We start from the raw sequence: 13,346 nt of genomic DNA, 5'->3' as shown, positions 1-13,346 counted from the left end.
GATCGATACAAATGACTTTTATTGAGTTCATGATGCAGTACCTCTGAAAAAGAACACTCAGCATAAGTGTGGCAGGACTTACGCTGAGGGAGGGACGTCCATCACATCACCAACAACATCTCTGTCACTTAAGAAATCATCCGTTTGTGCCAAAATAAACTGCTTTAAAAACTGATCAATGCGAATATTCAGCTTAAATAGAGGTAGGGTTACACCGTCTTGTTTTTCAAAATAGACCTTGGCTTTTTCTTTATCTACCGAATCTTTTAATGCGTCGAAGCGACCAAAGTCGTTGAGATTCTTGTCATTAACACTATCAGCCATTAATGCTATGAGCCGTTCTTTATCTAAACCAAGAGCATTAACAACGGCGTTTAATTGCGCGTTTTCAGCATTATTTTTGTAGGTGTTGATGTAGTCTCTAAAAGTATGGCCTTCAATTAACTGCGCATCGCCGCGCTGCAAGTCGTGCAAGAAGAGCTTGGCGTACTTTTGTTCGCTTTGGGTGAGCGATGCAAACGACTTGTGTAGCTCATTTAATGTGGTTTCAATATTCGCAGAGTCTTGATGTTGGTTCAGCTCTTTTAAATATTTATCAAAGCGGCTGTTCATGTAGTCGGCATCGATTTTGCCGGTATCTATCTCAGTTAAATAACCACTGATATCAAAGGGCACATCGCCCTCACCTGCGCCACCGCCATCACCTTTGCCTACCAGCTCTTTATAGCGCAGAACCAGGCTCAGGTAAGTTTGTTCGTCTATGGCCAGCGTTACCTCATGTTCTACATCATTTTCAGTAAAGGAATAGATCGACTGTTCCCAATGAAAACCTTGTACTTTAGCTGCTTCCAGGTGTTGGCTAAAGGTGTTAAATAATTTGGCGAATTGGGCGCAGGTTTCTATATCGTCTGGCAGTTTTTCAAAGTTCTCAACACCCGCACTGACGAATAGCTCGGTAATGTCCGCCACTAATTCATTTATGGCTTTAAGGTTACTTTCTAACCTATCAACAAATAAGCCGATAGGTCTGTCGCCGGAATAGAGTTTTACCGCATCGTTAATGTACTGCTCCATGGTGTGTGGATAACGATAATAACGGATGATGCCGTGGGGTTTGTCGGGGCCAAACAAGCGATTGGTGCGTGAGAACGCTTGAATAATATTTTGGTATTTAATTACCTTATCTAAATACAAGGTATTAAGCCATTTAGAGTCAAAGCCAGTGAGCATTTGATCCACCACGATCAATAAATCTAATTGCTTTGAAGGCTCGGTATGGATGCGCTCGTAAGGCTTTTTATGGGCAAGGCGTGCCGCTAAATCTTTTTTAAAGGCCGCGTGGCGGGCAAAATCAAAATCCTGGCCATAACGCGCGTTATAGTCGGCCATAATTTCGTCCAGGCCATCGCCTTTAAAGGTGGGGCCACGGTCGCCACTGCCGTCGTTATCAATATTTGGGTCAAATAGAGCCGATACTTTAAGTTCAGGTTTGGCGGCTTTTAAACGGCGGTAATAGTCAATGGCTTCGGCAATGCTGCTAGTGGCCAAAATAGCGTGAAACTTATTGGCCTGGCTGAGCACATCCCACTCAGCCAGAATATCTTCTACTACTTTTTCTTGATGGGCTTCAGTGAGATATTGCTCTTTTGGCACATAATCTTCGATGCCTTTGACATACTTACCTGTTGCATCTTTATGGCCAGCCATTGGCACATCATTCATAAAATAATTAAATTTTTTCTTTTTGGCAGCCGTAGACATTGCATCTGCAACCGAATCGGCCTTAGCCTGTTCAAGGGCGACGGCCTGGCGTAGATCTTTATCTTTAAAGGTACAGACTTTGTAAGGGTCAAAGCCCAAAACATTGCCGTCGCGAATACCGTCGGCAATGCTGTAGCGGTGTAGCTCGTTGCCAAATACGGTACTGGTGGTATTGCCGTTTTTTTCGTTTTCTTCTTGAATCGGTGTGCCGGTAAAGCCAAAAAACAAGGCGCGCGGAAAGGTACGTTTAATAATAATCAGCATGTCGCCAAAGGTAGAACGGTGCGCCTCATCGATAATAAACACCAAGCGCTTAGCGCGGATTTTTTCTATGTCGGCCGAATTTGTTGCTGTTCCCTCATCATCAACTTCTTCAAAAATATTACTCATTTTTTGAATAGAGCTAACAATTAAGGTATCGGTGGGAGCGGTACTTTTTAATTTGGTAATGAGTACGTGAGTATTTTCGGTGGCTTGAACGTCTTCGCCATCGCCAGCAAAATTGCGATATTCCGCGAGCGACTGGGTGCCCAGCTCAATCCTGTCCATTAAAAAAATGACTTTATCGGCATCTTTCGATTGTGCAATCAACTGCGCCGATTTAAAGCTGGTCATAGTTTTACCCGAACCGGTGGTATGCCACACATAACCACCGAGGCGGTCAGGGTTATTGGCAGCGCTACCCAGTTGCTGCCAGTTGGTTTTGGCCACTTTGTCAGATATCGCATTGGCGGCGTAATACTGATAACTGCGCATCACCTTAAGCACGCCGTCGGTATCGTCGGCGACGGTATAAAAGCCAATCAACTGGTGTGCCATAGGGATAGAAAGTAAGGTAGAGGCGATGTCTTTCCAGTGGTTCATGGGTTCGTTATTAAAATCGGCCCAGTTAAATTGATAGTCGGGGTTAAACTTGCCGTCTAGCCCGGGGTTGGCAAAGTATTTGGCCTCGTTTGGCTCCATGGCCACAAACACCTGGATGAGCGAAAACAGGCCGCTAAATACACCCTCTTTACTGTACTTTTCAATTTGGTTGACTGCCTGGCTAACCGGAATGCCGCTGCGCTTTAGCTCGACATGGATCACCGGCATACCGTTGATCAGTAAGAGCACATCGCCACGGCGATCATTGCGCAAAGGGCTGCCGCGTTCAAATTTGGGTTGTTGCACAATTTGGTAACGGCTTTGCCCTGCGGCGATTTCCTGGCGATCGTATATTTTTAAGCTGACTTCTTTGCCCATATGCAAGGTATCGGCTGGGTTATCGCGCTTAATCGCCACGGTTTTGCCGTTAATTAAACCGTTGAGCTTGAGCGGGGTTTTAAGTTCTTTGATTTGCTCAATAATTTGCTGCATTTCAGTCGCGGTTAACGGCACATCGTTTAAGCGATCCCGCTGGCGATTATTTTCAAACAAAATGGACGCCCAATTTTGCAGTAAATCCGCCTCGGTTTTGTTTTTGAGTATCTCTGTTTCCCAGCCCTTATGGGTCAGTACCTCAATAAAGGCCTGCTCAAATTGCGCTTCGGTTTTAAAGGTGGTCATGATGGCGCTCCCTGTTAGATAAACATTTTGCTCAAGCAGGCCTGCTTGATGTTATTGAGTTTGATGATTTGTTGTTGGTGTTGGTTGATCAGTGCGTCGAGCTTTTGGAAATAGTTACCGATGGCGGTTTGTTCTAATTCATTGGTTGTATAAACTGGCAAATTATTAATTGCGATCTTCGATAGGCTTGGTACTCCTGTAGATTCATCATGTTTTTTCCAGTCAACTTTTTGAAAAAGACAAAACAAAAAATCCAGATTAAAACTTGTAAAGGGTACTGCATAAAAAAGAGTATCCACTGTCCAAAAGGGGGCACGTAAAATATAGGGTTTATCTATAGTTCCTTTTCTGCCAATTCCAATTGCATCTTTATCATTTGACAACGCACTATCTACACTATGCATGTAGCCGCCTGTTCCATAAACAGGTATATGGCCTTTACCTAAATGCTTGTAGTCTTTTCCACTTCGAACGTCAATGACGCTTGATAAAGTTACCTCTTTCCACCCCCCACTAAATCCTTTAAAGCGGATTTCTGGGATGGTTTCGCCTTGTTTGGGGAACATTTTTTCCAGCATGGCTTTTTTAATGTTGCTGAGTTTGTCATGCTTTTGTTGGTGTTGGTTGATTAGTGTGTCGAGCTTTTGGAAGTAGTTGCCTATTTCATTGCTTTCTGAAATATTCTTAGGAACAAAAAAGCAAGAGGATGATACAAGTCCCCAATCAGAACGAGGCATTTTCGAGCCTGCTGAAAGGTTTGAAATCAATTCAAATTCATTGGTTTGAATTAAAGAAAATAAAAACGTACTTGCAACATTGTCGGCACGCAGCACCCAAAAATCTCCAACTGCGAGCCCTCCAAAGTCAGCTAGAAACCAGTTTTTCAGATAGGGTCGCAATTTACCAAATACAACATCACCAGCTTCAAATTTTAAGCCGGCTTTAAAGGTTTTTTTCTGATGAATATCCTTATTGAATCTGCCTTTCCCTGCAACTATATCTTCGTATTCAACACAAGGTAGACATGTACTTTGATGATGTGTTGATACTCTGGTAGCGATGTCTGAAAAACCTCTCTTCTGCCACTCCCCACCAAACCCCTTAAACCGAATTTCTGGCACCTTGCTATCAATACTCATCTTATTCGCCCTTCAATAAGTTGGTGAGTTCAGCCAAGCCCTGCATATCAAACTCATTGCCGGTGAGCTCGCTCATCATCTGCGCCAGTTCTTGCTCGGTGTTTTTTATCTCATTCGCCACTTGCGAGTAAGTGACGGCGTATTTATCGGCAAGGGCTTGCACTTGGCTAGTCAGTTGGCTAATCACGGCGTTTGGCATGGCGGCGAGTTCTGCGCTTAATGGCGCAATCCATTTAAGGTGCAGCAGGTTGTTCACCTGTGCATCAGTTAATGTTTCGATGGTCGTTTTGGTTTTTAAGTGCAGGGCAGTGGCGGCATCTTTGACCGTTTTTTTCAGGGATTTTTCTTCATCGATTAATTTGTTCGCGCGAATAATTTTGGCTTCATAGCTGTCTTCGGCAAATTTAGTTTTGGTATCTTTTTGCTCTTTCAAGAAGACTTTGGCTGCCTTACCGACTTCGGTATTGGCAAAGCCGTCTTGGCTTTCTTTGACCGTATCTTGTTCTTTTTCTTCTTCGGTTAGGGATTCTAAAATTTCTTCCAGCATGCTGGCGATTTCTGTCAGGCGGGTTTCTTTAGCGGCCAGAGCTTGTAAGTCATCATTTAAGTAAGTTTGTTGCACTAAATCAAACGGCAGTATGTGGCCTTTCCAGCCGTCTTGCACTTCAGTGTCCTGGCCATTTTTTTTCTTTATAACAATATTGGCATCAACTTGTTTGGCGGCGGTAAAGCCTTCGGTTTGCATCATTTCTAAATCGGCGCTGATGAGTTGCCATTGGTTGTTTAGAAATTGGTAAGCCTGGTATTTGTCGATTAGGGTAATGGGGGCTAAGCGAGTAAATAGCTCGGCACTTAATATCGCCTCTTGTTGGCTACGCTTTACGCTTTGCCAGTTTTGTATTAACTGGGTGTTTAGGTAGTCATCAAAGCCATTAAAGGCTTGGTTGTAGGCGCTGATAAACTCTAACACTTGCGGGTGCCCACTAATACTGGCGTTGACGTCTTGTTTGGCAATGGCCAGCTCACTGTAAGCGGCGGATTTTGGCGTAAACAGAGAGCCGTGCAATTGCGGGAAAGCTTGCCAAAAATGATGTAGCTCGGCAATTTCGCTGTTGGGGATGCCGCCGAGCATGGTGGCGTGTAAATCCCAGCTTGGTGCCGCCGCAGAGGAATCCACATAGCGCGGTATGTTGAGATTGTAGCCGTTGTCGCGCAGGGTTTGTTTGCTCACCAGTTGCGAGAACTTGTCGATACTTTCGCGGTTAATCACCGCATCAGTAATGCGTTTGATGTCACTGGCTTGCAGTTTGTTGTTTTTGCCTTCTTTCATAAAGTGTTTGGAGGCATCGACCACCAATACATCGGTGTTTTGGCGTTTTTGCTTGAGTATCAAAATCACCGTGGGAATGCCGGTGCCAAAAAAGATATTAGCTGGTAAACCGATAACAGTATCAATATGATTCTGCTCAATGAGTTGCTTGCGAATTTGACCTTCTTCACCGCCACGGAACAAGACACCATGGGGCAGAACAATGGCCATAATGCCATCGGGTTTTAGGTGGTAGAGGTCATGCAGCAAAAAAGCAAAATCGGCTTTGGTTTTAGGTGCCAGGCCAAAACGTGAATAGCGTGGATCGCTGTCTTTAAAGCTGGGGTCCCAGTTTTGTGAGTAAGGTGGGTTGGACACTACGGCATCGACATGCAAGGCGTAGTATGAGCCTTGAGGATCGCTATCATCAAAATACGGCCAATCTTCTTCCAGGGTATCGCCATTACGGGTTTTAATGTTGCTGGCTTTGATACCGCGCATGATGAGGTTCATACGGGTTAGGTTATAGGTATTGGCTTTTAACTCTTGGGCGTAATAGGTGATGCTGTCTTTGTTTTTAGCGTATTTCTCGAATGCCTCACCGATATTGATCAGCAACGAACCCGAGCCGGAGGTAGGGTCGTAAATTTTGATGGTATCTTTGTGTTTTAACTCGTGGGCGATGATGTTCGACATGAGTACTGAGACTTCATGAGGAGTGTAAAACTCACCGGCTTTTTTACCTGCATTAGCGGCAAATTTCTCAAGCAGGTATTCGTAAATGTAGCCCAGTACGTCATACCCTTGATTACCATTCATGGGGATGCTTTTGATCAGGTGCAGTAAGTCGCTGATGGCTTTGGTGCGTTTGCCAGCACTTTCACCCAGTTTGCTTAAACCGGTTTCTAAGGTGGTAAAAATGCCTTCAAACAGTTTTTTGTAAGTTGGCGAAATCAAACGGCTAAAGGCCGAGAGCGCATCGCGTACGTTAGATTCATCAAAGTCGGATGTGGAATCAACCCAGGTAGAAAACAGATTATCGTAGGCAATAAAGTAGCCCAGGTTGTCTTGCACGTATTTAACGGTGTCGGCGTCTTCTTCATTGAGGGCTTTGATATCTTCGGGTGTCATACCCTGTCTGGTGACAAACTGCACCAGTTGGTCGCTTAGGTATTTGTAGAAGATAAAGCCGAGTATGTAATCTTTGTATTCATTGGCTTCAATTTTAGAACGCATCTGGTTGGCGGATTCCCAGATTTTTGCCGCAAGCTGTTGTTTATTCACAATGAGTCCTGTTAAAAGCAATTCTTTTTCGAAACGGGCTATTTTAGGGTTTTGATTGTACGTTTGATAAGAGCTCCTTGCTAGCGGCAAGGCTTTACGAGCTTGGGTCAATGAGGAGTCTACAGTCTCGATTCCTACCAAGACAGCCATCTTCAGCTGCGACAGCTTCGATGTTGCTTCCAACAACGCGAGTATTTATCCATCGCGGTGGGATGTTTGGGGATACTGGAGCAGTAGTTACAGTGAATTTTGACGCCTTCAGATACCGAATTGAGTTGGTTGGGAAGTAACTTACTGAGTTTGGTCTAAATCACATTTAACTGAATTTCTTGCTGCCCCCCTGAACCGGCAGTGACGTAATTCAGATTAATCCGATAAGATACAGATATCTCATTTTTTAATCGCCCTACACACGGAGTATGTGATGGTTCAGGATTCCTCTGCATTAGCCTCTTTCTTTCGTTCTCATATCGCAAAAAACAATCAATACAACCCAAACTGGGGCAAGCACTATCGCCAACTCGTAGAACAGATCCAAGCCGAAAAACCCAACTTCTCTGCGGAGACGATTCGGGACATTTGGTACGAACGCAGCAATGGCATCTCCAGCCTCAAGCAGGGTGGTATGTCCCAGTTTGAATTCGAAACGGCGGAAAAACAACTGCTCGCTCTCACCCGCCAAATGGCAGAGGAGTGTACGCAGGATAATTACGACCGGGTAATTGAGCGCCTTAAAAAATTGAAAACAGATGGGATATTATACAAGGAGTACAGGGCTCTCTGTCACCGCGCCTTTGCCGCGCTCTACCCATCGAAAATCACCAACGTCGTGAATGTCAGCAACTTTTTCAGCTGTTACAACTACTGCAATAACCATTTCCAGCTCGATCTTTCTAAGAATCAGGAGTGGTTCGCTTGCAACCTTGATCTCAAGAAAGCGTTGCACCGCGCACTGGGCGATGATGTCGATCCAATTGAACTGAATATGTCCCTCTGGCATCTCTACACGCAGGTGATTCAGAAGAAAAACGATATTACGTTAATCGGCAATGAGACTTCCTTACCGGAGGATGAGCAAGACGGGGAGGTTACCACCCCGCAATTGCCAAAAAATACTATCCTCTATGGTCCTCCAGGGACCGGTAAAACTTACCGTACCATCGACCTGGCCGTACGCGCCTGCGAACCGATAGCCTACTCGCTGCAGGAAGGAAAAGAGGAAAACGAAAAACGCCGCGAGCTGAAAAAGATTTATGACAGCTTGATTGCTGAAAAGCGGGTACGCTTTATTACCTTCCATCAGAGTTTTGGCTATGAAGAGTTTATCGAAGGGTTAAGAGCAGAGACCACAGACGACGGCAATGTACGCTACGAAATTAAAGCGGGCATTTTTAAGCAAATCTGTGAAGATGCGGCCTTTGGTCACGCAGGGGTTCAGCAGGACCTTGATGACGCACTTGTCCGTCTGCAGGAACGTTTAGCTGAGAGTGGAAGCATTACCCTTGAAACGTTGCAGGGTAAGGCTTTCGAGCTGGTTTACAAAACTCAGACCAACTTTGGTATCTTCCCGTCGCAATCGAAAAAAGAGGATTTGGGGCAGGGTTACAACGCTTACCTCAAAGATATCCGTCGGGTTTACCAAGACCCGCGGGCAAAAGTCCACAACCCGTCCTATGTTCGTAGTATCCTTAATTACCTGATTAAACAGGAAGGCTTGCCTTCCAACTCACAAGAATCTGTACCTGAAAAACGGCAAAACTACGTCCTGATTATTGATGAGATTAACCGTGGCAATATCTCCAAAATCTTCGGCGAACTGATCACCCTGATAGAGACCTCTAAACGTGCCGGAGAACCGGAGGCACTTAGCGTGATCCTTCCTTATTCTTCCACCCCATTCAGCGTGCCGGGTAATCTCTATTTAATTGGCACCATGAATACCGCCGACCGTTCGCTCACTGCATTGGATACCGCATTACGTCGCAGATTTGAATTTGAAGCTATGCTGCCGGATATCAATGTCTTGAAAGATACGGTTATCAAAGGGATTGATTTGCCACGCCTTCTGCAGACTTTGAATGACCGCATTCAGGTGCTGTACGACAGAGAACATACATTGGGTCATGCCTTTTTCATCCCAATTGTTCAGGTAAAAGAGGACGAAGAGCTGGCATTTGAAAGGCTCAAGCGGATCATGCGAAACAAGGTGCTGCCACTGTTGGAGGAGTACTTCTACAACGACTGGCAAAAAATTCGTATGGTGCTGGGCGACAATCAGAAAAGCGAAAACCCGCACCTACAGTTCGTGCGTGAGGTGAAAGACCAGAAACAGTTTGCCGATCTTTTTGGCAATAGCGGAACTGACGATCTGCATGATATGGGGGCCAGTTTCCATCTGGCTCTAGAGGAGGACAAGGTCTGGGATAATCCGCTAGCCTGGCAACAAATTTATGCGCCACATAACAGTAACCCTGGGAGCAGGGAATGACGTCCCGTCGACACTTTACCGTCTTCGAATACGGACACCTGGTTGACGAGAAAGATAGGGGCCGCATAAATAATGCCGTCGTTCTGCCCACGAAGCTGTTTGAGTGGCTTGAGCAACGTTGCCTGAAAGATGACGCGGATAACACACATCGTCTGCTAACCCTGCGCAGTCGGGGTAGTGTAAAAACGCTTCAAGTAAAAAATTATGCTGGTGTTATTTCTCTTCCGGGTAATGCGTTTATTGAAGTATTGCCAAAAACGGGACGGCGTGAAGACAACATTGATATTGCACGTCAGCAGCTTTTGATGATGCTACGCACGCTAAAATCTTTTCGCCATATTGCCACTTCAGCATCCAGAGTCCGAACCTCGAAGATGCCGCTGATGGATGTATTTATTCAGCAGTTTATCGATAGCGTACAGCAAATTGTGCGCCAGGGTCTAAAGCGTGACTATTTACGCCAGCAGGACAATCTGCCGTGGATGAAAGGGAAGTTAAGGGTCTCCGCTCAATTAAGCAAAAACTGCGTGCGTCGGGATCGCTTTCAGGTGGAGTTTGACGATTACAGCGCCGAACGTCCGGAAAACCGGATACTGAAAACAGCCATCGATAAGATCCGCCGTCAGATCAGCAACCCGCAGCTACTACTACAAGTCAACTCTTTGCAGGTGCACTTTGACGATATTGCGCCTGTTGGTGATGTTTGCATGGCCTTCGACCAGGTACGTCTCGACCGGCATATGTGTCACTATGAACTTGCCTTGGCGTGGGCGCGGCTGATTTTGATGGGGCAGTCGCCCCACTGCATGCAGGGCGACGCCAACGCAATTTCACTGCTTTTCCCAATGGAAGCTGTGTTTGAATCTTTTGTGACTGCATGGATGCGTCATCGTTATAACGATAACTGGCATGTGAAGGCACAGGTAGATTCACATACCTTGGTTCGTCTCAATGGCAAAGGAGTATTTAAGCTTAGACCCGATATCCATCTACGACCTCGTGGGGAGAATGGGGACCAGGCGATGATTTGTGATGTTAAATGGAAAATGGTGGAGAGCGGAAAGGCGACACTCGAACAGTCGCAGGCTGACCTTTACCAGATGCTGGCCTACGGTGTGAACTATCAGGAGGGAATAGGGGATATGCTGCTGATTTATCCTTCGCATGAGGGTTTTAGTCAGCCATTACCTCATCCCTATGAATTCAGCCATCAAAAGGAAAACCCACTGCGTTTATGGGTTGTGCCATTTTTCATTGGTGACAGTTTGCAAAGTTCTGATCTGCGTTTCCCTGATGGGAAAATATTGATTTAAAACCGTGTTATTCTCTTTCGTACAACTAGCCATAACGGTGTTGTACTGATATGGCTCGGTACCTACTTGCACTGTCTGATTTTTGTACGGATTTTCGTTTGTGGGTACAAATTCGGGTACAAGCTCTAAGTGTTAATAATAAATCATATTGAAATCAGTTTGTTGATTGGTATATGCGAATCCCCGGCCGGCCATTAGTATGTAAAGAGACCTCAACTGAGGTCTTTTTTTATGTCTAAAATCCAGTCCCCGCAAGGCTTTCCCTCTCCTTTCTCTCATAGGTCGGCTATCCCATTACCTCGGGAGTACTAAAGTCATTAACTTTTTTTTCAGAAAATCAGGATTATTTGTTTACAGCTGTTGGGCTGTTCTATATTGGCTAACCTATCTCTTTCTATGAGTTAGGATTGGAGTCAGTTCTATACCGGTTTTTATTCAAAATGATCTTGTTCTGATGGCACTTATATTAAGTTTCCGCAATAACAGGTATTGCTGTGTTTTTAGTCATGATGAAACCATTTAAATTAGTGCTATCTTATGATTAATCAATAAGCTAATAAGTGGGTGGGAAATGTTGATTCCGCGACAGGAGTTAAATGTGTGTTTGAATAAGATTGACTTATTTCAGGTTGAACATGCTAAAGCAAGGTCGAACGTTGGGCTATATTTGACCTCCATTTTACTGCTTTCTGGAGTGATGTTCTATTCAGTTAATTTGTATGCGGCACAACCCCTTTCCCAGAAATATTTATTGACTCAACCCGGTGATGTTATTCAAATCAAACTCAGTGAGTTGAATCCAACCCAAATCTCGGTAGGTAAACTCCAGATTGCGGGTGATCTGGCTGACTATGCCAGGGATTCTAAAAACCTTTTCAATGAGTTATGTAAAGTGCAAGGGGCCGGGAAATTAGCTGAAAATAGCGCGTTATCGACCCCGAAAGACCCCTCTTCATATACCTGTAAACTGACTATTGGCACTAAAAAAGCGGATATGAACACGGTTGATATTGGCCCCATGGGAAGGCTTTATCTGACTGATGGTCATCATGCGTTTAACAGTTTTTGGGATGTCCCTGGTGGTGGCGGTGATGTGATTTTAAGTGTTCGGGTCGGGCAGGACGTGAGTCGTGATAGCAACGGAGTTGCACTGACTCAAGCGCAGTTCGAACAAAAGATGGCTGAACTTAAACATTTCCTTCCTATTGATGCAGAAGGGAAATCAATTACTTTCTCTCAATTACCCCAAACTTTGGGTATGAGTGCTTTTCAGGACGATCCGTATCGTTCAATGCTCTATTATTTACGCGGTATATCTTACGACAAGTCAGATAAAAATCTTAATCCTGAAACAGGCAAACCTTATCCAGAAGTCCCTTTTCTAGAGTTTTATTGGGGACAACTCTTACGTAGCAAAATGGATTTAAAACTCTATAACCTGCATCAGCAGGATGACTATATCAAGGCGCTGAAAGATGCAGCAGCACTGATGACAAATATGCCTAATAAACAACTGATTGAAAACTCAGGCCAAACGGCAGCAGCTTTAGGTCAGATGAATAGTATTGATGAAAAGCGTTTAAATAAACTGGCGAAACCGGGTTCTAAATTAGCTAAGGCGCTTGAATATCATGCCAGTCAGCGACTCAATATTAAGTAGTATAGTTAATGGATTGGAAGTGAGATGAGCGGCTCCCCCTATGGCAAGTGGCTCTTGCTCTGTGGGTGGAGCCGTGAGTTATGGATAGATTTCCCCGATGAGGCCCTGGTGAGGCGATATCAGCATTTGCAGACAAAGCAGGAAAAAATGATTACCACTACAAAGTGTGTTGGTATTTTTTAGCTCTGTCACAATAACTATAAACACTTTGCTGGATGGCGGGAACGGGTGAAAACCACTCTTGTAACACTTTAAGGAAAATGATATTACAAGCAGTTGTGATCAATTAATTTAATGGCAATTTGCATTATTAAAATAGGAAGGCATGTTCCGCAAATGAAGATAAACGTTACAGATACACCAAACCCACAGGACGAAGAGTATGTTATTAATGGCCTCTGGGCTCACAATAATAAAACTCAAAAGGTAGATATTCATCCGCTGTTCTTAACTGTGACCGATGATAACGGTAAAATTGTTGCGGGCCTGGTTGCCAGAACGTGGTGGGGGGGGCTTGAAATTCAGTATCTTTGGGTCAGTGACGAAAAACGTAAAAGTGGTTATGGTCGCCAGCTAATGGAAACAGCCGAAAAAGAAGCCTTGCAGCGTGAATGTCACATGGCTTATGTCGATACTTTCGATTTTCAGGCCAAAGGCTTTTATGAGAAATTAGGCTATCGTGTATATGGCAATTTAGGCGGGTATGCTAAAAAGCATACACGACACTATCTGGCAAAAGAAATTTAACCCATTCTTCATCGGCGAGGTCGCCATGGATTTGCCCGATAAAAATAATGAAACTTATTTCAAGGGCCTTATTGCCATGATGGAGCACTTAAGTGAACCA

General features: G+C 44.6%; 7 protein-coding genes and 1 pseudogene. 5 read left to right on the top strand and 3 right to left on the bottom strand.

What is annotated here, in order from left to right:
- Window positions 1-78 precede the first annotated feature (78 nt).
- From ACNSO8_RS24955 to ACNSO8_RS24945, 3 genes are read right to left on the bottom strand one after another with little or no spacing between them, the layout of a single operon-like run.
- Entirely contained in the window at window positions 79-3,306 is a 3,228-nt protein-coding gene (locus tag ACNSO8_RS24955; RefSeq protein WP_418396245.1) for a type I restriction endonuclease subunit R, read from the bottom strand.
- Window positions 3,307-3,320: 14 nt separating this feature from the next.
- Complete coding sequence (locus ACNSO8_RS24950) at window positions 3,321-4,445, bottom strand: restriction endonuclease subunit S (protein WP_418396244.1); 1,125 nt, start codon at window positions 4,443-4,445, stop codon at window positions 3,321-3,323.
- A gap of 1 nt (window position 4,446) precedes the next feature.
- Window positions 4,447-7,038 (bottom strand): type I restriction-modification system subunit M, encoded by a 2,592-nt coding sequence (locus ACNSO8_RS24945; protein ID WP_418396243.1) that lies wholly within the window; start codon window positions 7,036-7,038, stop codon window positions 4,447-4,449.
- Window positions 7,039-7,462: 424 nt separating this feature from the next.
- Between ACNSO8_RS24945 and ACNSO8_RS24940 the strand changes: the two genes are divergently transcribed.
- The 5 genes and pseudogenes from ACNSO8_RS24940 to ACNSO8_RS24920 form a co-directional block, all read left to right on the top strand.
- A complete protein-coding gene (locus tag ACNSO8_RS24940) occupies window positions 7,463-9,526 on the top strand; it encodes an McrB family protein (RefSeq protein ID WP_418396242.1) in 2,064 nt (687 codons plus the stop codon).
- Window positions 9,523-10,839: an McrC family protein gene (locus ACNSO8_RS24935; RefSeq protein WP_418396241.1), complete on the top strand. Its 1,317-nt coding sequence runs from the start codon at window positions 9,523-9,525 to the stop codon at window positions 10,837-10,839. Before ACNSO8_RS24940 ends, ACNSO8_RS24935 begins: the two co-directional genes overlap by 4 nt.
- A 604-nt stretch (window positions 10,840-11,443) precedes the next feature.
- The gene (locus tag ACNSO8_RS24930; RefSeq protein WP_418396240.1) at window positions 11,444-12,499 is read left to right on the top strand and encodes a ParB-like protein; all 1,056 of its coding nucleotides are present in this window, start codon (window positions 11,444-11,446) and stop codon (window positions 12,497-12,499) included.
- A gap of 336 nt (window positions 12,500-12,835) precedes the next feature.
- A complete protein-coding gene (locus ACNSO8_RS24925) occupies window positions 12,836-13,246 on the top strand; it encodes a GNAT family N-acetyltransferase (protein ID WP_418396239.1) in 411 nt (136 codons plus the stop codon).
- Window positions 13,203-13,346 (top strand): annotated as a pseudogene (locus ACNSO8_RS24920) (LuxR family transcriptional regulator); the annotation flags it as partial. The gene ACNSO8_RS24925 and the pseudogene ACNSO8_RS24920, both read left to right, overlap by 44 nt.

It is taken from the genome of Yersinia sp. LJYL362, assembly GCF_048323875.1.
This window is presented reverse-complemented; position numbering and strand designations above follow the sequence as displayed.